Below are 24,719 nucleotides of genomic sequence, written 5' to 3' on the forward strand. Positions count from 1 at the left end.
AGTTAAAACTTCTATACACGATATGCCTAACGGAGGTGCAGAATTACTTACCCCAAATCAAAAAGTGTTTAAGGAAGCTTTAGAAGGAGGGATTTCTGGGGCTGAAGTTATTCCGCGGGGTTCCCATGCTAAGGATGTTTTTGACAGATTAGAGGGTAGTAATGTTTTAACTAATACTAACGTAAACAAGAAATTAAATATTGAAACTAAGAAATTAGATATCGATTATGAGTTATAAAAAATATATTGAGCCTAAAGCTATCGAATTAGCATCAGAGCATGGGTTTAAATTTTTGAAATCAAAAAAAACCGGATATAAGAAATATGATTCTATTGAACTAAGATTCTGGATATCATTTGGCACACTAGGAGCAACTTTGAGTCTTTATGTTATAAATAAAGAATTAGCAGCTTACGTTGAAGGTAGTATTAATGTAGATTTGTTTTTAGCAGACGGAGGATTATTAAGAATTAATTCAAGTAGTGCCTTTTCATCGGATAAAGAGTTTACCTATAGAGGTGAGATAGAGTTATCTTACGATACCTATGATGTAGCCCCAGAGAAATTTGAAAAGCTATTTCGTGAGTTTGTGGTACCATGGTTTGAGAAAAATTGTACGTATAAGGGGATTAGGCAAACCTTACGAGACAATGGAGCAACTGGTGCCTTATGGAAACCAGTTTTTGATAATAAAGAGATTTCTTCTCATTGTCATTGGACTCGTTTTCCCAGAGGGTTTTATCAAGATGTTGTATTGTCTAAAATAATACAAGATCACCCTTATTCAGCTCAAGATATATATGCGCAATATTGGGAAAAACCCATAGATAAATATTTAAATACATGGGATGAAAAGGAAGAATATTACTACAAAGATGTTCCAGAATTGAAGGAGGTGTACGAACAAATCCCTGAAATAATTAACAAATTAGAAGCCATAACAGAAGAGGAGTGGGAAAAGTTTCGTTAGAATTCTTAATTCCTCCCGTTCGCGCGGATTTGTAATCCGTGCAATAAGCGTTAGGTAATGCATTAAAAGTTTCCAGTTAAAAACAGGTTAGCTATTGAAGTAAAAAGTAAGGGTTTTCAACCCGTTCAGATAAAAGGATTATGTAACCCGTTAAGTCAATAATATGACAGATAAATATAAGATACATGATAACAATTCGGCTTACTTTATAACTATGACCGCAGTAGGCTGGGTAGATGTTTTTACCCGTAAAAACCATAAAATGTGTGTAGTCGATTCCCTTAAGTATTGTCAAAAGCATAAAGGATTAGAGTTATATGCATGGTGTTTAATGCCAAGTCATTTACATGCAATAGTTGGAGCAAGCGAGGGTTATGTTTTGAGCGATATATTGCGTGATTTTAAAAAGCACACGAGTAAACAAATAATAAAACAAATACAAGAAGAGCCAGAGAGTAGACGAGAATGGATTTTGCCGCTATTACAAAAGTACTGTGCACATTTAAAACGAAACCAACAGTTTAAACTATGGCAAGATGGTAATCATGCAGAAGTAATTTTTAGTAACAAGTTCTTCGATCAAAAGTTAGATTATATACATCAGAATCCAGTTGAGGATATGATAGTTTCAGTGCCTGAAGATTACCTTTTTAGTTCAGCTCGTAATTATACAGAGCTACCTTACTTGATTGATATAATAAAAGAGACTCAAAGTTGGGTGACAGTTTAATGAGTAATCGGATTGCAAATCCTAGTTCTATTATTTCATAAGCAACTATATATTTAACAAAAGCAATTTAGAAGAAAAGTTTCACGGATTACGCTGCGCTAAATCCCCGCGAGCGGGGATAAACAGGAAGGAATTTGGCATGCATTAAAACACCTAGAAACTCTTGATGCAAGCACCGTTAGTAAGCTAGATGCTAATTTCTCAGGAGTCAATCTTCCTTGCACCAATTGTCGTTTTGATGTATTGATGAAACAAATTGAGGCAAGAAAGCTCAAATATATAGAATACAAATCCTATCTAGATGCTTCAGGTATTTCGTTAGACCAGTTCCGAAACTATCTGCACAATATTACCGACCTATCTGAATTAAAATATATATTTAGTGCCGATAAATTGAGCCTTGATGAAGCTAAGAAAGGTATGCAGGCGGTGATGAGAAATAATGCAGAGGTAATTTGGAATACAAATCCAAGCTTGTTTAAAAAAATGAATAAACTGAACTCAACTAAAAAACTGAATGACTGGGAAGATTTATTTGACTTGTTAGATGATAAGAACCTATCTTATGATCATGCAATATTCGATTTTATTGAAACGATTAAATAGGGAACAATGTATAAACAGATAAGAGAGTTAAAGAATATATTTGATTATAATTTTAAATATAGTGTTGACAGTTCTGGAATTGTTTATTATCTAGAAACTGATTTACAATTCTATATAGAAAAAGCAAAACGAATCGTGTTGTCCGGCAGGGATGTGGTAATAGATGGTTTAAATAGGCCTTTGAATATATTAGAGAAAACTTCTGTAATTCAATGGGAAACAGACTTTAGAGTAGATGGAAGTTCGGAAGATTTTTTACTTTTCTATAAAAGAGGACCTTTAAAATTGAGTGGAGTGTATTCATTTTTAGTTAATTCGGTTCTTTTTGAAACAGAAGAAGATCTTGGTAGAGATATCTTTGAGGATAAAATCTATAATGACCCAAATAACATCATCACCTGCCGTCAAGTTGAAACCGGTAAGCTAGATTGGGAATTTCCTTTGTCTGTTTATGGAACTTACTTTCAGAATGGTGAGGATCACCCGATGAATTTACGAAAGTTTTTAGGCATATATGAAGGTGTATTGTATATCAGAGCAGGAGTAAGACTTTTGTTAGGGATCAATGTGAGTTCAGGCAAAGAAGTCTTTAAGTTCACACACGGCAAAGAGTTAGGAGGAGCTATGTTTATAGAACTAGACTCGGAGAAAGGTTGTATTTTTTCTCTCAATTCTACAAAATACAATGAGATTGATCTAAAAACCAATGCTCTTTCGCAATATGACATAGAAGAAGATATCGAGAAAAATAAGGTGAATGTCAGTATGCTTGGCTCATGCGAAGGAGGTTTAATATCTTTTTATGAAGGTGTAGACTGTAATCGTTTTGCTGTGTTTAGCAGAGAAGAGAAAAAGATTGTTTGGACAGGAGAAATTGAAGAGGTCAAAGATATGTTTCCCGCCATTATTGGCATGAAACACAGTGGCAATAAACTATACGTGCATGACATAATGAAAACCTTACATATTTTTGAGTTAGAGTAATGTATTGTTTATGAGCCTCTCATTCAGCGTAGCACCGCAGTAACAATTTGCACGTTCGGCATAGCGTCTCGCTATGTCGTATTAGGCAAGGCTTCTAGCCTTTGTTTTGTACAAAACTTATATTGTAGCATTTTTATTTAGCAGGCCATAGATCTAATGAAAACACTGAAGCGAGACGCTTCGCTGAGTGGGTCACGCTCGCTATAAAAAGAGTCACGCTTAATGGTAGCCGCATCAACCACGGCTCTCAAACAATCACGCATGACTCCCCGAGAGTCACGCTCGCTATAAAAAGAGTCACGCTTAATGGTAGCCGCATCAACCACGGCTCTCAAACAATCACGCATGACTCCCCGAGAGTCACGCTCGCTATAAAAAGAGTCACGCATGACTCCCTGACAGTCACGCTTGCTATAAAAAGAGTCACGTGAGGTATATAAAGCCACGTCAATCATTTTTTGTTAAACAATAGAATACAAAAAAATCCCTCACCTAAATATTAGGCAAGGGATTAAATATGAACTGTTAGGAGGCTTTGTTAATAAAAGTTTATTGTAAATTAATTGCGTTTTCCCGGAAAACGAGCTTTAAGATCATCGTAAATACCCTTAGCACCAGGTATATTCGATTTGGCACCCATTTTAACATTGTTATAATACATTAAAGCAGCCGAATAAGCTTCGCTTCCGCTAATCATAAGGCTATCGTCAACAGCATTGGCAATCTTAGCAATTTTATTCTGTATTGGTCTAAGCGAGTTAACCGCTTCAAGGTCAATTTTAAAATCATTCACATCCATAAAAGCGGGTGCAAATTCGGGTTGTTGTTTTGTATAGTCTAAAGCCTTTGTAGTAAAGGCAAACGATTTATCACCCATTTTAAGTAATTCCTTACGCTCATCAACCGTAAGTGTTTTTAGCTTAGGTAATAATAAAGTTTCAATGGTAGCAAAAGCCTCACTAATCTGAGTTTGTTCTTCTGCTGTAATTTCAAGTTGAATTAAATTTGTCATCGATAATTTTTTAGGCCTCCGTAGTTTAAGCCGAGCAAATTACAACGCTTTATATACAAAGTCAATAGTAAAAAAAACTATATCAGTATAAAAACAGAAACACCAACTAAATACAAGTATACCCACTTGAAAAAGTAATATTAATCAAATGAAAAAAACATTTAACATGAAAAAACTATTAATGCTAACGGCAATTGTTTTAGCTGTATTTACAGCTTGTGAAAAAGAAGAACCGGCACTACCAGAATTAATTGTACCTAAATTAACATCTCCTGCCAATAATATTGTTTTAGAGGAGATAGTCCTCACCGATGACGGTTTAATCAGTCGTATTGATTTTGATTTTGAAGAATACCAAAGTAATGTCCTGTTTGAATTGTATTTATCCGACAACGACGAAAACTACACTTTAGCTAAAAGCAGTGTAGAATATAGTAGAATAGATGTAAAACAAAGCGATTATGCTTTTTCGTTTGGGAAAACCTACTATTGGAAAATAAAGGCCATTCGCCTAAATAGTGAAGGACAACCAAGCAATGAAGTTGTAGAAAGTGAAGTTTTTAGTTTTACAACCTATATGCTTAAGGTAAAAAAGCTTAGTTCTAAAACAAGCTCCTATACATATTGGCCAGTCGATTATCAGGGCTCACAATCATTTATTGATATAAGTTGGGAAGATGTACCTAATATGGAATATGTAGAGGTTACTTTTAGCCCAGCTATAGCAGAAATAGAGCAACCTATAAAAGTAAATGCAGGTAAAGAGTCACTAAGAATAGATGGCTTTGATGGTTGGGGTACGGTAGATGGTAGTGCCGAAGCGCAAGTGTACGAGTTTATTGTAAAAACCTATAGCTTAGATAACTTTGTAGCCAAACCAGACACCTTTAAAGCCCAACCACTAACAAATAACTTTGTACACGATTACGACTTTAATACCTACGTGCCCATTAAAATAGGAGAGCAAGTGTGGTTATCATCAAATTTAAGAACTACGCATTATAACGATGGTACACCTATAGCAGAAACAATAAGTTTTGGCAGGTATGAAAGTTTTATTAAAGAGGGTTGGACTGATGGAGAGCACTCTTTTAATGAGGTGTTGTATAAAGTTAGTCCATATAATCTTACAGAATTCTTCGATATTGGTGTATGCCCTGAAGGATTTGGTATTCCAGTTAATGCTGATTGGAGTGAGTTAGAGCAGTACGTGCGTATGCCTGAATATGAGTCTAAAGGTATAGGGCATGCGATAAAATCGTCTGAAGGTTGGGGTGTGCGTCAAGATGGTAGCTCTGCCAATGGCAGCGATGTGTTTCATTTTAACCTAAAGCCCAATATGTATTATGATTTTTCGGAAGAAGGGAATGATCAAGAGTCTATTTACTGCCCATATGCCAGAATGATTTCTAGATGGAGCAACGATAATGATAACATAGACAATTGGCTCTTTTCTGCCGAATATGATGGAGTGGCCCTAGAATTTTGGGATTGGGCAAGTATTCGTGCAATTTTGGTTACTGAATAATCCCAAATACAGTATTAAATGATTGATATAGACTCAATAGAAGTAATTTATATCAATCATTTGATGATGTTTTAAGTATAAGTAACATATTAAAGTTGATTGAATTTTAAAACCATCATTTGTAATAAAATAATGCACCTCATGGAATATATAAATCCGTGAGGTGTTATAATTCTCATATCATATAGGCTCAATAATACCTCTTCGGTATGCCTTTTAGCCTGCACAGAAATAATATCTGAATAACTCTCCATTGTTATAAATACTGCTTGTTCACCTTTTGTTAAACAGTGGTATTTTATTTAAACAAGCAAGCCTACAGATTAACCTACTAAAAAAAACTATATTAAATGCGTCCTTTCTATATTATATTTATTGTATTATTATGCTTTTCAGCTACAACATATGCTAAAAGCTCAGAATTACACCCCTATTCAATGGCCTACAGCATTGTTGTTAAGCATAATTTCGAAGCGTTTTGCGAGTGTGATAGACTTAATCCTGACCCCAATTTCAATTATGCAAAAATAGGACTGAAATATAGTGAGTTAGATGAACTATTCGATGAAGTAGAAATTTCAGAAACTAGTCAGTTTAATCAAGAGTTCTATTTTGATAGCATATTATATTGGAATGGTACTGGCTTTTATGAGGATACGACTTATTCTGATTTGATAAGTAAATTAGCTATTAAAACACGCACCGAAAATATTCCTGATCACGAAGATAAAAATGAAACTATTAGTCTAAATATAAATTTAGGTAGTATAGAGAAAACGTATTCGTATGAGACAAAATGTAGTGGTAATTGGAATAGTAATAAGGAAGGTTATACCATGACCACTACAGTTTCAATAGACGATCCAATTCATATAAACAGTTCATATAATAAGCGGCTTAATATAAATGATGAGTTGATTTTATATACCAACAACTATAAGTCATTCAGCAATACAATTGTATATCTTCAGGTAGCCCGTCAGAATAGTGAAGATTGGGAAACTATAAAAGAAATGAAACAATGGCGAGAAACTTCTATTCGTTTAACATACGAAGAAATAGCGGGGTTAAAAAGTAATCCTAATTCAAAATATTACGAATGGTTATCAAAGGGTTTAAAATTTAGGTTTGTAAAAAAGCTATGTAATGGTAAATATACCTCTGGTACAATTCAAAGTAATTATGTGTTTATCCCTGATGGGCTAAATTATAGAATAGAGCAGATGTACCGTAGCAATTGTGAAGAAGGAGGCCTTAATATTATTGCCGTTATTGAGGACGATATAGACTATAACGATTATTCTACCGGTGATTTACAATGGAAGTTAGGGGTTTCTAAAACTAGCGAAGGCCTTGATGACGACGGTAATATGTTTCCACAGTACGTAACAGCTTTAAATTTTGAATTTGAGAATATAGAGGATAATAGGTATAAGCTTCTACTGTCAGAAGCTAGCCAGGAATCTATAGACACAATTTTGGGAGGTTTGTTAGACAATATTGAATGTGGAGTTCTGCTAGATGCTGGTGATTATAGGTATAATATACAGGAGTTTACTATGCCACCTAAGGCGCCAGAAATAGAGGCAGCTCAAAAGGCTTTAGTCGAAGGAGAATCCTATCACTTTTACAGTACAGAAAAAACTTATGCTATTATTGATGTAGATGATCCATTTGAGCTATCTACTTTACGCATGCCTTATATTTTTAAAAACAATACTGAAGTTCTGGGCAGTATGAACAGAGAACCCATTTTATATGATGAATTATCAGATGATAAAATAGCGGAATATGATGCAAAATTCGAAGCCCACTTTACTGCCATGTGCGAACTTGAAAATGGCCCTTGGGCTTTACATTTACGCGAGAAATATGATGAATGGTATATACTAGCATCTGATGGTGAGCCCTATTATGGTACCGTGCCAAGTAAGCCGAAAAGAACAATTGGTTTCTCTAATGATGAAAGCGTTTTACATGTGTTTACCGAGGATAAAGAATACTTTTATACGGGTGAATATAGAACCTATCAATCAGGCGGATACACCTATTATAATTGTGAACCAAGTAACTGTAGAAGAGAAAAATTTAATTATAGAGGAGTTTCTCTCGAAGATAATTATTTATCAGATGATGATTTTGTTTATTGTGGTAATCCGGGAGATTATCACACCATTACAGCTACTAGTACTGGTATTTCATTTGGAGATCCAGGTAATTGGGTTACGTACGAATACGATGTGGACGATGGAGTTGATGAAAAATTATTTATAAAAGATAACGATTCATATTACTTATATGATATAGGTAGATTAGAAAAATATTACATCGGACCAACTGCAAGTATATATTCATTTCAGTTATCTGAAGATGGTGAACAACTTGTTTACAACAAGGGAGATAAGCTATACTATTGCTACAGAGAATGGGAATATAATACTACTACACAGTTATATGAGGCTAACATTATAACTAAACAAATCTCATCTAGAGAAGTCGATCAGATCTTCTACTTTGATGGTTCTGTTTGTTATTTTGACAATTATGACCATGATGAAAATGGTATTCCTATTACCTACGAATTAAATTTAAGTTTACCTTCATACGATTATATTTTTAATAATGACCCAGACTTTAAGGGCTGGCGCGATTCTTATAAGCAAACTTATAAGCAAACATGGTTAGAAAGCCAATTTGGCTATAGGTTAAGTGGATTAGATGTTAATACCGATTATCAGATTACACTAATGGATGCTGATAGTTGTTCCTATGAGGAGTTTTCTGTAAGAATAAATGTACCAACTGATTATTCGTTTTCAGTAAATGTTATTCAGGATCCATCAACACCATGTTCAAAAGATGGTAAAGTAAACGTTACTTATAACTATGGGCTCGATAATACGGCTACCATTAACGGACAAACTGTCACAGTAGGAAACTCTGTAGAGATAGGTGGTTTAAGTTATTCTAATTCACAAATAATGGTGAATACGTCTTTCTATAAGGATGGGGAAAAGGTAAAGGAAACCTTCCATCATAGTGATGCAGACTTTTCAGAAAAAAATATAATCACAGAAATATGGCCTCAATCATCAAGTTCTGAGAATGGTAAAATAGAAGTGAGTTACGATTCATATGCTAATAAAAATAAAACATTTACAATAAGTACTATTGATAACCAGCCTGTATATCCTTCAGACTCTGAAAACGAAGTATCTATAAGTACAACAAAAACAAATGTAGTGTTTGATGACTTATTGGCAAATGATTATTTAATTACAATTCAAGTTGATACTTGTTATATAGATACCGAAACACTTACTGTAGCCAATGAGGTGTTCTCAATATCACCCGCAGTTACAAATGCCACTACTTTTGCAGATCAACCTTCAGTTATCATATCAGCTAATAATAAAGGTACTGGAGATATTACTTGGGGCACTGGATATCCAAGCGTATTTAATGCAACACAAAGTTCCGCAAGTCAAACGTATACAAACTTAGCGGCTGATAGTTATTTATTCCCTGCAACAATTACAGATAGTAAAAATCGGGTAATTACAGATACTGTATCATTTAAAGCATTAAAACCATCATTTTCTGCAGCAATACAGATAAATAAAAATGCTGATAATTTCACACTTATTGTAAACCTAAATAGTGTAGAATTATTAAGTGGTGCTGATCTTATATTTAAACAAGGCACCAATACGCATACAGTAGGAATTAGTGAACCATTATATATTAGTGAAGTAGATTACGATAATAACTTTACACTAAGTATTAATACCTCTCAAGAAGAACATGTATTTTTAAGCGATGTTGTAAATTATACTGCTATTGATATTACTGAAAATATTGTATCTCCGACTTGCACCGGAGACGAAGGTGTTGTTACTATCCCCATAGATAATACCCAAACAGGAGTAACTTACGAGTTGAGCATAGATAATACAGAAAGCACTTATAGTACCAATAATCAATTTACAACAACAGAATCCACGTTACTCTATTACATAAAAAAAACAGAAGTAAACAATACTACTGATACTTATGGTAATACTTTAGCATTTAATATTATTCAAATTGAGGAAGAGGTAGTAGCTATTCCGCAACCAGCAACATTGAGCGCCTTTATAAATTCAACAGATGTGAGTTGTAATGGCACAGGTGATGGTGAAATAGGAGTAAAATATATGAGAGGTATAACAGGGGGAGGTCAATACCAATTCAGAGTTGAGGGTGTGTCATCGTGGCAAGATACTCTTTCGATGGTTACAGGTTTGCTTCCAGGTACTTATTCTGTATATATTAAAGATGTTGGAAACTCATGTGAAGAGGTATTCTTAAGAGAAGCTGAAATTCATCAGCCCGAACCAATTTCAATTAAAGAAACAGCTATTGTGCAACCCACTTGTGAGCTAAGCAATGGTAACATCGAAGTTGAAGTAGAGGGAGGAAATAATGCTTATCAGTATGTTTTGTTTCGCGAGGGAGTAGAGTATTATAATTCAGGAACCGAAACATTTCTTGATGAAACTATAAGTTTTAACGATTCGCTACCATATGGAGATTATACTATTGAGGTCACTGACCCCTTGGGTTGTGATGTTGATAGAGAAGTAATACTCAATGAATCAAGCAAGCCACAGATTAATACTATAATCACAAGCTCTGTAACTTGTTATGGCGATAATGATGGTAGTGCAGAGATTAACGACTTTATAGATAGTACTCCTTCTGCTGCCCCATACACGTATAATTGGTCTAACAATCAAACAGGCGTAAATTCTACAGGATGGAGCAGTGGAACACATTGGGTAACAATAACCGATGCAAATGAATGTACTAGTAAAAAATATTTTACAATTGATTCACCTCAGGCATTAAGTATAATAAGCAGTAATATTCAACAACCTACCTGTGAGTTAGCTAATGGAACAATAAACTTAAATGTAGAGGGAGGAAATGGGGCTTATAAATATACGTGGCAGAAAGACGGCGTTGTATACATTAACCCAAGTGATGATTTTACCACAAATAAAAATGTAATACAAGAAAACTTAGCATATGGCGAGTACAGTATTGGTATAGAAGATCACTTGGGTTGTTCTATGGTTACATCAGTCACACTAAATGAATCAAGCAATCCTCAGATTAATACCATAAGCACAAGCGATGTATCTTGTTATGGGATGAGTGATGGTACTGCAGAAGTTATAGATTTTGTGGCTGCAGAGCCTTATGCTGATTATATATTTGAATGGTCTAATAACCAGAGTGGAATTCAATCTACGGGTTGGTCCAGCAGCAATACGCACTCAGTAACTATAATTGATGCGAATAATTGTGAGAATACAAAAAACTTTGCAGTTATATCTCCTGCTGCTATAGAAGTAGAGAATCGTACCATTGTGCAGCCAACCTGTGAATTACCCAATGGATCAATAAGCATAGATGTTAATGGAGGAAATGAGACTTATAAATATACGTGGCAGAAAGACGGCGTTGTATACATTAACCCAAGTGATGATTTTACTACAAATAAAAATATAATACAAGAAAACTTAGCCTATGGCGAGTACAGTATTGGTATAGAAGATCACTTGGGTTGTTCAATGGATACAACAGTCACACTAAATGAATCAAGCAACCCTCAGATTAATACCATAAACACAAGTGCTGTTTCATGCTACGGTTTGAGTGATGGTACGGCAGAAATTGGAGAAGTTATAGCTGCAGTTCCTTATGCAGATTATACATTCAGATGGTCTAATAATCAGACCGGAGAAGAATCTACAGGTTGGAGCAGCGGTGATACGCACTCAGTAACTATAACTGATGCTAATAAATGTGAGAGCACGAAGCGCTTTTCTGTTGGATCTCCTGCCGAATTAGAAGTAGAGAATCGAACTATTGTGCAGCCAACCTGCGAATTACCTAATGGAATAATAAGTATAAATGTAAATGGAGGAAATGAGACTTATAAATATACATGGCAGAAAGATGGTACTGTATACAGTAACCCAAGTGATAATTTTACCACAAATAAAAATGTAATACAAGAAAACTTAGCATATGGCGAGTACAGTATTGGTATAGAAGATCACTTGGGTTGTTCTATGGTTACATCAGTCACACTAAATGAATCAAGCAATCCTCAGATTAATACCATCAGCTCAAGCGATGTATCTTGTTATGGTATGAGTGATGGTACTGCAGAAGTTATAGATTTTGTGGCTGCAGAGCCTTATGCAGATTACGTATTCACATGGTCTAACTCACATAAAGGAGAAACAAGTACCGGCTGGCCTAGTGGATTACACACAGTAACAATACAAGATGCTAACAATTGTGTTAATACTGATACATTTAACATTAATTCGCCTGATTTATTAAAGGTAAAGAGTTTATCTATTGTTCAGCCTACTTGTGAATTAGCGAACGGAACAATAGGTATAGAGGTAGAAGGAGGAAATGAGACTTATAAGTATACTTGGCTAAAAAACCTCACCTCATTTTATAGCTCAGGCACTGATTTTACGACCTCTACTAAATCAGAATTAAAAGATTCCTTATCTAATGGGAAATACCAAATAAATATTGCAGATCCCTTAGGGTGCGATTTAGACACTATAATCGAACTTTTAACTTATGTCAACCCTAGTGTAGTAAGCGCTGAAGTATCCATTACCGATGCCCATTGTTACGGAAATAATAACGGAGAAGTAATGATTAGTAATATTTCAGGAACGAACACCCTAGAAAGAATGGTACTCCTAAAAGAAGGAGTAAGGTATGATTCGATCTATAGCTTACCAACTCATTTTACAGGTCTTACTCATGGTAACTATGCGCTTAAGGTATATGATAATAAGAATTGCGAGTCCAATCAGGATTACGCATTAACTATTAGCCAGCCACAACCTTTGCAGCTTATAGTAGATACGGTGCGACCCGTACTTCAAAAAGATGGAAATAGTGCATATATAGGAAGCACTGTAACAGGGGGTAACACAGGCTTAAAAACTATCCTATTAAAAGATGGTTTAGATAATACAGTTGCTACTATCGACGAACGAAGCAATTACCGTTTTAATTTCAATAACCTCCCGCACGGACAATATTATTTAGAGGCATCTGATAGTAAAGCCTGTATTTATACCTCAGAAAATATTAATATAGAACAACCTGATGACTCATTAATATTTGAAATTGTTTCAATAGAAGATGCACAATGTAAAGCCCGAACTGGTTCGTTTATGATTGAAGGTAAAGGCGGTTGGGGAGAATACACTTATAAGAAAGCTGAGGATTATAATTACTTTTCAAATAATGAATTTTCAGGGCTATATGCAGGAAAGTATCTTGTGAGTGTAAAAGACAAATATGGAGCCGTTTACACAGGAGAGGTTGAAATATCAGAACCATCAGAGTACTTACAATTAAATGTTTTAGATAAGCAGTTGCCAAGTTGTTTGGGTAATGGTGTAGTGGAGTTATCATCAACAGGAGGGACGGCACCATATCAAATTACGGACATTGATAATAACACTAGCGCAGGTATAGAAGCCGGAGAAAGTTTTCAATTTACAGGATTAGAAGCCAATACATACACTTTCAATACTACTGATGCCAAAGGGTGTATCTTTAATACAGATGTTACTTTAGGCGAAGATAATTTATTAAGAGATATAACACTTACGCCTTCATATCCATCTACTCAAGGTGCAAGTGATGGTTCGTTAACAGTACACTTTTTAGGCGGACAAGCCCCATTTACTTACAGTTGGGGTAAGAGTGATGGAAGTGTTTTAGTTGCCAACGGTGAAACGCTTAATAATATCTCCGCAGGTTTCTATAATCTTCAAATTACCGATAATACAGGTTGTAACATTAAAACCCAAACGTACCTATCAGGGGCATATGATATAGCTCTTTCTTTAATAGAAAAAGGTGACGAAACATCATATTTGGCAAATAATGGTTATGCCATTTTTGATTTTGAACATGAAGATTACCAGAGTGCTTCTATTCAAACGCCAAATGGATCTGTCGTAAATTATTCTTCAACAGATAGTGGAGAATTATTTAATATGAAGGGGGAGTTGCATATGGATGGATTATCAGGAGGAGATTACAGTATTTTAATACAGGATAAAAACGGAGAAAATTATTTTGCCAATTTCAGTATTGAAACATACAATGAGTTTGTTTTTAGGAGAACTGAAACGACTCCGGCTTTACAGCAAAATGCAAGTAATGGTAGTGCCATAGTTAATGTAACCGGAGGAGCCCCTGATTATAATTTCACTTGGAAAAATCTAGATACAGATATAGAAGAAATTGGAATTTCGCAAGGAACAACTGCGTTATTACAAAATGTAATTGCAGGTAATTATCAATTAACGGTTACAGATAAGTACAATAATGAAATAAGTACAGTAGTAGAAATTTTAGAGCCTGAAAAAGATTTAAGTATTACCATTAGTGATTACAGACATGAAAGTTGTAAGACATATGAAGATGCCTTTATTAAAGTAACAGCTGAGGGCGGTTGGGGCGATTATCAGTTTAAGCATGCCGACGAGGATTATTATAATAACACTATGCAATGGAATGATTTGAATGTGCGAATGCATAAAATATATGTGAGCGATATGTATGGGGTTATAGATAGTGTAAGTTTCCAAATTACCGAGCCCGACTTTCTGATAGCATCAGTAGCTTTAGTTGATAGTGTAAATTGTAATGGCTTGTCTGATGGTGAAATTGAATTTGATATTGAGGGAGGAACTGAGCCCTATAAATTTGCCCAATCAATAAATCCGAATGAGTGGATTGATGGTTCAATATCAGGAGGCCTTTCAGAAGGAAATTATACTTATTATTTTACAGATGCTAACAACTGTAGAGAGAAGGACACTGTTAATGTATACATGCCGCAACCTGAGGTACTTGATTTTGCTTTAATAGACATAACACATACCACCTGTAATACTGATAATGGTATACTAGGTGTTAACATGAAAGGTGGTTCTGTACCTTATAGATATGAGTGGTACAACGCTACAAATCAGTTAATATCAGAGGAGGACTCGATATCCGGTTTGGCTCAAAATGGAAGTTATAGGATTGATGTTTATGATTATCATAACTGTTATACAAGCCATTCTCAGAATATTAGTTCATCTAGCTTACCACAAATTAATACAATAATAACAAGTCCTGTATTATGCTATGGCGATAGTAATGGTACTGCCGAAATAGGAGAGGCTACTTCAGCATCACCTTACGCACCTTACAGGTTTATTTGGTCTAATCAACAAGAGGGAGAGCAGTCAACAGGTTGGAGAAGCGATACGCACTCAGTAACTATAATTGATGAGAATAATTGTGAAAGCACCAAAAACTTTAGTATTGCTACGCCTGACTCTTTAATAGTATCTGGGTTATATGTTGAACAGCCAACGTGTGAATTAGCGAACGGAACCATAAACTTAGATATAGCAGGAGGCAATGAGTTGTATAAATATACTTGGCAGAAAGATAATGAGGCATTTTATGAATCTGGAGTTGATTTTATTGAAAATACAAAATCAACAAAGGAACAGGTATTAGAGTACGGAGTGTACAATCTTAGTGTTGTTGATAATCTTGGTTGTGCTTTAGATACAACTATAGTATTAAATAAATCGAGTAATCCCCAGATTAATACTATACTTACTACTCCCGTTTTATGCTTTGGAGATAACAATGGTAAGGCAGAGATAGGAGATATTACTACCGCTATACCATATGCTTCATATAAGTTCACTTGGTCTAATAATCAAACCGGAGAAAAATCAAGGGGTTGGAGCAGCGACACGCATTCTGTAACTTTAACCGATAATAATAATTGCGAGAGTACAAAGAGCTTTACCGTTGGTTCTCCTGATTCATTAAAAATAGCGAGCGTATATGTTGAACAGCCAACGTGTGAATTGGCTAACGGAACAATAAGCTTAGATATAGAAGGTGGAAATAGTTATTACAAGTATACTTGGCAGAAAAATTATGAAGCATTCTACAATTCAGGACTTGATTTTATTGAAAATACAAACTCAAAGAAAGAACAAGTATTGGAATACGGTGAGTACAGTATCCATATTGTAGATACCTTAGGTTGTTTTGCAGAAACAACAGTTACACTTAATAAATCAAATAATCCACAAATTAATACAATAATAACGAGTCCTGTATTATGCTATGGCGATAGTAATGGTACTGCCGAGATTAAAGATGCTGACGCTGCTATACCATACGCGCCTTATCAATTTATATGGTCCAATCTTCAACAGGGAGATCAGTCAACAGGTTGGAGAAGTGATACGCACTCAGTAACTATAATTGATGAGAATAACTGTGAAAGCACTAAATACTTTAAAATTGATACCCCAGATTCATTGAGGGTGAGTATAACAGGTATTAAGGATGCACATTGCTTTGGATACAATGATGGATTTATTCAGGTTAATCCAATTGGAGGTGTAGGAAATTACCAGTATTTATGGAGTAATGGCGATACAAGTTCAAAAACTGAGAATCTTAAAAAAGGGGATTATAAGTTAGAGTTAAGAGATGAAAATAATTGTTTGTACGAACGAAATTTTACCATAAGTGAACCCGATATGGCTTTGGTTGATATTGGAGAGGATATTAAAATGTGTACTGGCAATACTATAACTATTGATGGTTTAAATTATTCTGCACACAGATGGTCAACCGAATTGGATGGTATTTTAGCAGAACAACGTTACTTATCAACTTCTAATGCAGGAGATTATTTTTTAAGAATAACCAATAATATTGGTTGTTATGCATATGATACAATTAATGTAAGCATTGGTAACGATGCTTTACAAGCCGACTTTTTAATGAGTTCAGAGGCTTATCAAGGAGATACTCTTAATATTTATGAACTATCTAATCTACCATTAGATAGTATGCTTTGGGAATATGATCCTATTTCTTTTGTTTCTGTAAATAAAGATGATGCTCCTGATTATATACTTGCTCTTGAAACTATGGAACAAGGTATGTTTAATATTGGTTTACAGGCATATTCAGGAGGTTGTGTTTCAAAGGTAGTTAAGCAGGTAGAGGTATTTGCATTAAATGAAGAAAATGAGGATTATATAGATTTAGGTTATCAAGAACCGCTAATAAAAAGTTTAGCAGTAGCCCCAAATCCAACAGATGGGAATTTTGATGTGTTAATTGAATTGCGCGAGGAAGCAGGTGTTAAAGTAGATATCTATAGTATCAATCAGGGATCAAAAGTAGATGAGCAAGATGTTGGAGGACTTGCAGATTATGCTATCAATTATAGGTTATCTCACTTGGAGACTGGTGTATATCTGGTAATTGTAACTGCAGATAATGAACGCAAGCAGCTTAAAATTATCATTAATTAATCGATCTGTACAAATTTTAAGTTGTCCCTAGATATTAATACGAATAAAATAAATATATGAATAACAGAAGGTTCTTTAGTATAGCCATATTATTATTAATTATCATTAATCAGGCAAAGGCTCAAAAAAGTATTGAACTACTCAGTAGGGCAATGCCTGATTCTATAATGTTACGTTGGGCACCTAGCGATTCAAAAACTTGGCGCTTGGCAAACAATTATGGCTATAAACTAATACGATATACTTTATTAAGAGATAAAAAAATATTAAAAGAAATAGAAGAATTAGAATTAGTAGATTCTGTTTTAAAGCCAGCACCATTGTATAAATGGGAACCTTTTGCACACAAAAAGTATGTAGGGATTGCTGCAGAGTGTATTTATAGCTCTTTTTATGAAGGGATTCCATCAGGAGGAAATCCCCATATTGTCTATAAAAAATATAAAGAAGAACAACAACGCTATAGTTTTGCTCTTTATGCAGCAGATCAATCAATAAAAGCGGCTGAATTATCGGGTTTATACTTTGCAGACAAAACAGTAAAGCCAAATGAGAAGTATTTATACAAGGTATATGTCAATTGTCCTGATTCTTTAGCTGTAGATACAGCATCTATATTTACTGGGCAGTCGACCTATAAACAATTACCTAAACCCATAGATTTGCAGGCAAAATGGCAAGATAAAAAAGTTGGGTTAACATGGAATATTAAGTATCTGAGTCATATATATAATAGTTATATAATCGAAAAATCGATTGATAATGGAGCTACTTATCATCAACTAGGAGATAATGCTATCGTTCAGGTAAGTGATGTTGGTGTAGAACCTTACTTTGCTTATAAAAGTGACTCATTACCTGATAATAAATCCATTTTTCACTATAGAATTAGGGGGGTAAATGCCTTCGGACAAATGGGACCAGCTTCTGATTCAATATTCGGAACTGGACGATTACCTATTGAAATAGCTCCGGTTATTACAAGTAATGAGTTAGTTGATAATAAAAGGGTAGATTTGTTTTGGGAATATCCTCAGGATATGAATGAATATATTTCGGGCTTCAAAATATATCGATCTTCTTCTCCTAAAGGGAAAAAAGCGTTAATTTTAAATGGCACTGATCGTTTTCAGCGTTCGTTTATGGATACCACACCCCATATGACAAATTATTATCGTATTTCTGTATATAATGATCAAACAGAAAAACTAACATCATTACTTACATATGTTGCAAGAGTAGATAGTTTTCCTCCTTTAAAACCTTCAGGTGGAATTGGCACAATTGATAGTACTGGCATTGTTACACTCACTTGGGACGCAAATACTGAGGATGATTTAAATGGGTATAGAGTTTATGTATCTAACAACCCTAATTATGAGTTTATACTAGCTGGAGATAAGGTTCTTAAAGAAACTTCATTTTTGGATACAATAAGTATAAAAACTCTAACAAAACAAATATATTATAAAGTTAAGGCAGAGGATGTTCGTCAAAATCAGTCTCCATTTTCTGAGCTAATAACTTTAGAACGACCAGATGTTATTGCTCCGGTAGCGCCACTATTAAAGGCTATTGAAAATAGTAACGGAAAACCTAAGTTGAAATGGGTAAATAGCTCTAGTGATGATGCCATCCAACACCTTATTTACAGAAAAGTGGTAGGAGATTCCGTTTATATTGCATTAGACAGCTTAGTCTTTGATGGAGATATAATAAGTTCTTATTTAGACAAGAAAGTAGCGGCAGGAACTACTTATATATATAAGCTAAAGGCTCAGGATGACAGTGGTTTATTATCAGCATCTTCACAAACAATGCAATTTAAAGTAGCAAGTGATATAACTGAAGAATTGAAACTTAAAAAGCGAGTTTATGCCGATAGGGTAAAACTATTGTGGACTATAAAATCAGAAAAAGATATCAAACGAATAGTTGTTTATAGAGCGGTTAATCAAGGGGTATTGCAATTATATGGAAATACTGATTCTGATCAATATATCGATAAAAAGCTCTCGCCGGGCAAAACATATAGGTATGCTATTAAAGCCATCTACGCTGATGATAGTTCATCACAACTTAGTAAGTCCATTATCGTTAAATTTTAGCTTCCTAATTCTCGAAAACCCTATACTTAAACATTAATGAATTCTAATAAAATGCTATTAAAAGCTGCAATTGCAGCTTTAGTATTTGTATTTTATATAAATGCAAATGCCCAAGATGTTGAACAGATAGGAAAAGGACCTTTGTTAATAGGTAATGGAGGTGTTTCTTTTAGTCAAATAGGGCAAGTGTCGCCAGACTCGATTAGTTCTATTACGCCCTATTCCTATTATCTATCAGGCAACCTAAATTTAAATATTCTCAATACAGTAAGCTTGCCTATATCATTTGCCTATACTAATAATCAAACATCTGCCAACTTGGCTAATCCATTTAATCGTTTTTCGTTATCTCCTTCTTATAAATGGATTCAAGCCCATATGGGGTATTCATCAATGAGTTTTTCACCATATACATTATCTGGTCACGAGTTTTATGGAGGGGGTATTGAGCTTCAACCGGATGATCACTTTCGATTTTCAGCAATGTATGGTAGGCTAAGGAAAGCCGTTGAGGTTGATAGTATAAATGTTCAGCCAGTATATAAAAGAATGGGAGGAGCATTTCTGTTTGGTTATACAAATGATAAATTTGATATTACATTTAACCTTCTTAAGGCTCGAGATGAGATGAATTCTTTAAGCTTTACTCCTAGAGATAGTACATATATTACACCTGAAGAGAATTTAGCAGGTAGTATTGCTTTAAAGGTTAACCTAACTAACAACCTCTTGTTAGATGCAGAGTATGGCTTAAGTGGAGTAAATAGAGATATAAGCACACGTGATAGTATTGCTGGAAATAGTTTATTAACAGGAGGTGGCGATTTAGCTGTTTATCATGCTTTACGTGGTAGTGTTTCTCAAAGCTCTTCTGTGGGACAGATTGGAGCCACTTATGAAAGAATAGCCCCAAATTATAATACATTCGGAGCATATTATTACACAAATGACTTTGAGAACATTACATTAGACTTGTCATCATCGATACTTACTTGGTTAAAATGGAGTATTAATGCAGGTTACCAGAGGGATAATCTCGAAAACCAGAAAACAGATACTAATAATAGAGTTATATTATCAGCAAACACAATGTCTCCTATTACAAAAAAGCTTGTATTAAACTTAAACTACTCAAATGTTCAATCGTATGTTCATATAAAAGATATTTATAATCAAATTTCAGAAACCAATGACTTTCAAAATCTTGACACATTAAGTTTTACCCAATTAAATATGTCTACCGGTGTAAATATCAGTTACGCTTTGAAAGCTGATAAGCGCCAAAGACAAAATGTTAATTGCGGTTTTTCTTATCAAGAAGCTGCCGAGCAACAAAATAATGATGGAAGGTATGTTGGGAATCAAATTTTTAATACAATGATAGCTTATCAATACTCTTTAATACCAATCAGATTGAATATATCTTCAAGTATTAATCACAACCAAAATAAATTGCCTGATTCAAGGATGGATGTTATAAGCTATAGCCTATCAGTTCAAAAAACATTTTGGGAAAGTTTTAAAACAGCATTTATTTCAACGTATAGTAAATCTTATAATCAAGACATTAAGCTTTCTGATGTAGTAAACCTAAGGTTAAATACTGGTTATAAAGTAAAAAAGAGGCACTCCTTAAATCTTAGTTTGGCTATGGTTTCCAACAAAAGTATTAGTAGAGAAAGTATGATGTATTCAGCTAACTTAAACTATAATTATATTTTTGATTTTAAAGCGGACAGAAAAGGTAAGAAAAGTAGCTTTGAAGGGAATTTCTAAGCTTTTTAAGTATAATTTGTTGCTGATAAATTTCTTAATAATTTTATGTGTGCATATTTTCGATCTTACTCATAGTGTCTAGATTTTGTTGAATAGTTAGATCTATGAGTTCATCGAGAAGGAATCAAGATTAAAACGTTGCAGGCACAGCGGAGTACTTTACATTTTTTGATTTGGAATAAAAACTCGAAATCTTAGTCTATATTCAAATATACTTTTATTATACTTTTGCGCATAAAAAAACCTGCAAGGATTGATTTACAGGTTTTTACTTTAAATTGCTTTCGCACTCAGCGGAGAGAGAGGGAACTGAAAATTTACTTCAAATACCCGTATATCAACGCTTTATGTTTTGTTATTTTAAAGTCCGCTGTAAGTCCACCAAAATTGGCTTGAAATTGCTGTTTCAAATGCTTTTTAATGAGCTTATTTCCCTCCAAAAGTACGAAAAAGGATTCGAACCTAAAAATGGCTTTTTGTCAAGTTTTTTGAATAGAAAACTTGACGTTTGGAATTGAGAAGATTTAACGAGAGTAAATATTGGCAAAATTTACTCTCGTTATGTTTTGAAAGGGAAGAACTATTTTCTTTAGAAGAATTAAATCTGATGTTTAAAAGAAATTAAATTTAGCTTATAAAGATCTCCTCATAATTTTCCTCAATAATAAAAACTTCTTCTTCTGTAAGTTCTTCAAAATGATTTTCTCTCTTTTTCTTTGATAATTTTCCTTCGCTTTGATTTAATAATTTAATAAGAAGGTCAACTTTTGTGTCGGGTAAATTAATAAAGGAATTTATTCTGTTAGTTAGCATGTCGTACTTTTCTAGGTAATCAATTTCCTCCGGAATAATTCTATTAATTGTTTCTTCAACGCATTCATAAAGAAATTCTGCTTGACGGGTTAAATCAAAGTAACGATACAAATCAATTGTCTCGTTTAGTATTTTTATATTATGGTCGGAAGTAGATTCCCATTCAATCAAATCGATTCTTTGAGATGAGAAATCTTCTAATACATCCTGGTAATCACTAATTCGATCTAATATTGCTGATGAAACAGGGAATATCATGTCTCGTTTTGTATAACCCATCCATGTTAAGATGTGATGTATCAAATACCTGTGTATTCTTCCATTGCCATCAGAAAGAGGATGGATAAACACAAAGCCAAAGGCAATAGTAGTTGCTGTAAGTATGGGATCGTATTCGCTGTTTTGAAGAAGATTATTTGTGTTTAATAATCCATTCATCAGAGAGGTGAGATCTTTAGCTTTTGCGGATATGTGATCAGGTATTGGCGTAAAAGTTTCTCGGTCATGTTCGCCAATAAAGCCTTCGCCTTCCCTGATGCCCATGTTTTTTAATTTTTTAGAACCAATTACTACATGCTGGAGGCGTTCTATTTCTGATAAAGTCAATGGTTTTTTACCTGCTTGTCCTATAGCTTTACCCCAGTTTCTGGCTCGCATGTTTGGAGGATATTCTCCTTCTATAGCGAAAGAGGCTTTTGAATCTTTTAATAACAGGAATGCAGCAGTCCTTTTAATTAGCTCTTTATCTCTATTGTTTAATCCTTTATCTATGGAATCTCTAATATTTGTAGAAATATATTTCTCAAGTTTTTGGGTCTTTCTAATTAGGGGGCAGAACTCAGGTGTTCCAGGTAAATTATTTTTTATTCGATGTCTGGTTGAGTTTTCGGTTGGACCAGGATACTGTTGGTTTGGATTTAGTAATTCTACATAAGTACCTTTCTTCAAGTCAGGGATATCAAGTTTTATTTCAAATAACCACTCGTATAAAAACCAAATTTTTCTAGAGTATTGTCCGGTTGGTTCGCTCAAAATATATTTCTTTATCTCCTCTTCGCCAATAAGTTGAAACGTTGATTTTAGAATTAGTAAATCAATGCCCTCGTATTTTAAAGCAAAGACAATATGACTTATAGTATTACTATTGGGTTTGTGTCTCTTGGTGAACACTTGCCACCTTTTTGTACTATATCTTTGATGTTTATCTGTAATTATACATAATTGCTTTGGGGTAGGTAAAACCTTGTTTGAGTTTTGCTCTAATTCTTGAAGCATAAAAGCATAACCAGCTAACATTCCTTCTTCAGGGAGTGCTTGTCCGTGAAAAACACTTACTTTTTGTGAAAAACGATTACTCATGTGCCTAAACTATGAATTATAGTTACGAAGATAACATGAAAAACAATTACTTTCCATGAAAAATAATTATTAATTGAATGTTTTTATGAAAAGTGGTTATAGAATCGTTTAAAGGAAGCTGTTTTTTAGGAAATGAATTGTTTTGTATTGATTTGATTTGATATATAGTTACATGTAGCTATGTGCTAAAACTTCCACATCGCTATATACTAAATTTGATACATTAGATATACACTAGAAATGCCACATAGCTAGTTTGTCTCGGGAATTAATTACAGTTCCTCTATAAATGTGTCGTGCATATGAGATGAGTTTATTATACCCTATTAGGTATAATTAGCCTAGTATTGTGCATAATTATACCCGAAAGGGTATTGCAACTGAATTTAAAGTCCCGCAAACTCCTCTTGACTAATACAAAAGTACTCTAGTATAACCTCCAGTTCTTTATGTGTATAATTTATTTCTGGTTAATAAATTAAGCTTAGCATTTAATTCTTTTGATAGTTTTATCTCTTTCCTAAGTAATTGCATAGCCGCATTTATGTTTGAACTTTGAGGAAATAGCTTGTTTGCCAAATCTTGTTTTAATATGGTTCTATGTAATATCATATGCGTAATGTCAATAAATAATAAATTGCTAAACACAATACCAATTAGCTCTATTTGTTGTGTGTAAAAATAGTTTAAATATCACTAGTATAGCAATTTGAAGCCAGGACACATAGCGCCAACTTAACGCCAAATGAAGACAATTTCAACTTTTTAGTTTTGAAGGCATAAAAAGATCATCTTTTAGCTTGGGTGATAAAAAGACCTTAGATATTATTCTGCAATACTTTTATATCTTTTTACAGAACTTAATCACTCCACTTACTACTTAAAATTTATTGTATAAAGTCTGAATATACTCTTGGCACTTAACAATGTTATCGGTGAGCATCTCTTATAATAAGCTGATTTACTATTGATACAATGAGGATTTGTAAAAAGCACGCTCAGTTTAGCAAAAAGCAGTCTCAAAGTTCGATAAATATTAGCTGCAGTTTTTACTAAGTACTCTAAATATTATCTACAAAAAAGACAAGGTACTATAAAGCAAGTATGATATAGTCTGTATAATACCTGATTATACTCTACAAACGCTAAAAAGCATGAAAAAGCACTCAAAAGCAGTCTGATTATTGTATCAGATATTGCTTTTGAGCTTAATTTCGTGGCTTTTGAGGCTTTTTTGGTACCAAGGGGCTTATAGTTTTTCAAATTCCTCTGCTTCAATACAGAAATGTTCTAGTATTACCTCCAATTCTTTGTGGGTATAATAGTGAGTACGTCTATTTCTGCTTATCATATTAAGCTTATTTTGCAAATTTGGT

Annotated in this window: 11 protein-coding genes; 9 read left to right on the top strand and 2 right to left on the bottom strand. The window is 34.0% G+C overall.

The window, feature by feature from the left end:
- The 5 genes from A8B35_RS23365 to A8B35_RS12915 all read left to right on the top strand — a co-directional run.
- A partial coding sequence (locus tag A8B35_RS23365; RefSeq protein ID WP_171973208.1) for a hypothetical protein occupies positions 1-238 on the top strand: 238 nt, incomplete at its 5' end.
- Positions 228-971, top strand: coding sequence for a hypothetical protein (locus tag A8B35_RS12900; RefSeq protein ID WP_075603157.1), 744 nt, complete (start codon positions 228-230; stop codon positions 969-971). The genes A8B35_RS23365 and A8B35_RS12900, both read left to right, overlap by 11 nt.
- Positions 972-1,134: 163 nt before the next feature.
- Positions 1,135-1,701, top strand: coding sequence for an REP-associated tyrosine transposase (locus A8B35_RS12905; RefSeq protein WP_075603158.1), 567 nt, complete (start codon positions 1,135-1,137; stop codon positions 1,699-1,701).
- Between the two features lie 246 nt (positions 1,702-1,947).
- Complete coding sequence (locus tag A8B35_RS12910) at positions 1,948-2,307, top strand: hypothetical protein (RefSeq protein ID WP_075603159.1); 360 nt, start codon at positions 1,948-1,950, stop codon at positions 2,305-2,307.
- Between the two features lie 138 nt (positions 2,308-2,445).
- A complete protein-coding gene (locus A8B35_RS12915) occupies positions 2,446-3,291 on the top strand; it encodes a hypothetical protein (RefSeq protein ID WP_222844152.1) in 846 nt (281 codons plus the stop codon).
- Between the two features lie 559 nt (positions 3,292-3,850).
- Here A8B35_RS12915 and A8B35_RS12920 read toward each other — a convergent pair.
- Positions 3,851-4,303 (bottom strand): hypothetical protein, encoded by a 453-nt coding sequence (locus A8B35_RS12920; RefSeq protein WP_075603161.1) that lies wholly within the window; start codon positions 4,301-4,303, stop codon positions 3,851-3,853.
- 166 nt (positions 4,304-4,469) lie between these two features.
- Here A8B35_RS12920 and A8B35_RS12925 point away from each other — a divergent pair, with 166 nt between their 5' ends.
- The 4 genes from A8B35_RS12925 to A8B35_RS12940 all read left to right on the top strand — a co-directional run bounded on the left by A8B35_RS12925 (position 4,470) and on the right by A8B35_RS12940 (position 21,171).
- Positions 4,470-5,831 carry an FISUMP domain-containing protein gene (locus A8B35_RS12925; protein ID WP_075603162.1) on the top strand — a complete coding sequence of 454 codons (1,362 nt, stop codon included), beginning with the start codon at positions 4,470-4,472 and terminating at the stop codon, positions 5,829-5,831.
- 350 nt (positions 5,832-6,181) lie between these two features.
- Positions 6,182-17,287 (top strand): T9SS type A sorting domain-containing protein, encoded by an 11,106-nt coding sequence (locus A8B35_RS12930; RefSeq protein ID WP_075603163.1) that lies wholly within the window; start codon positions 6,182-6,184, stop codon positions 17,285-17,287.
- A 56-nt stretch (positions 17,288-17,343) separates the two neighbouring features.
- The gene (locus tag A8B35_RS12935) at positions 17,344-19,395 is read left to right on the top strand and encodes a fibronectin type III domain-containing protein (RefSeq protein WP_075603164.1); all 2,052 of its coding nucleotides are present in this window, start codon (positions 17,344-17,346) and stop codon (positions 19,393-19,395) included.
- Positions 19,396-19,431: 36 nt separating this feature from the next.
- Positions 19,432-21,171 carry a hypothetical protein gene (locus tag A8B35_RS12940; RefSeq protein ID WP_075603165.1) on the top strand — a complete coding sequence of 580 codons (1,740 nt, stop codon included), beginning with the start codon at positions 19,432-19,434 and terminating at the stop codon, positions 21,169-21,171.
- 627 nt (positions 21,172-21,798) lie between these two features.
- Here A8B35_RS12940 and A8B35_RS12945 read toward each other — a convergent pair.
- On the bottom strand, positions 21,799-23,343 hold the full coding sequence (locus A8B35_RS12945; protein WP_075603166.1) for a Fic family protein: 1,545 nt from the start codon (positions 23,341-23,343) through the stop codon (positions 21,799-21,801).
- Positions 23,344-24,719: the final 1,376 nt, after the last annotated feature.

This window comes from Saccharicrinis aurantiacus (assembly GCF_001660705.2).
Classification (GTDB): domain Bacteria; phylum Bacteroidota; class Bacteroidia; order Bacteroidales; family Marinilabiliaceae; genus Saccharicrinis; species Saccharicrinis aurantiacus.

What these genes read in the sequence shown, in the direction of transcription:
- A8B35_RS12940 (WP_075603165.1), top strand. Translation starts at nt 19,432, where the DNA reads ATGAATTCTAATAAAATGCTATTAAAAGCTGCAATTGCAGCTTTAGTA.
- A8B35_RS12930 (WP_075603163.1), top strand. Translation starts at nt 6,182, where the DNA reads ATGCGTCCTTTCTATATTATATTTATTGTATTATTATGCTTTTCAGCT.
- A8B35_RS12910 (WP_075603159.1), top strand. Translation starts at nt 1,948, where the DNA reads ATGAAACAAATTGAGGCAAGAAAGCTCAAATATATAGAATACAAATCC.
- A8B35_RS12935 (WP_075603164.1), top strand. Translation starts at nt 17,344, where the DNA reads ATGAATAACAGAAGGTTCTTTAGTATAGCCATATTATTATTAATTATC.
- A8B35_RS12900 (WP_075603157.1), top strand. Translation starts at nt 228, where the DNA reads ATGAGTTATAAAAAATATATTGAGCCTAAAGCTATCGAATTAGCATCA.
- A8B35_RS12945 (WP_075603166.1), bottom strand. Translation starts at nt 23,343, where the DNA reads ATGAGTAATCGTTTTTCACAAAAAGTAAGTGTTTTTCACGGACAAGCA.
- A8B35_RS12925 (WP_075603162.1), top strand. Translation starts at nt 4,470, where the DNA reads ATGAAAAAACTATTAATGCTAACGGCAATTGTTTTAGCTGTATTTACA.
- A8B35_RS12905 (WP_075603158.1), top strand. Translation starts at nt 1,135, where the DNA reads ATGACAGATAAATATAAGATACATGATAACAATTCGGCTTACTTTATA.
- A8B35_RS12920 (WP_075603161.1), bottom strand. Translation starts at nt 4,303, where the DNA reads ATGACAAATTTAATTCAACTTGAAATTACAGCAGAAGAACAAACTCAG.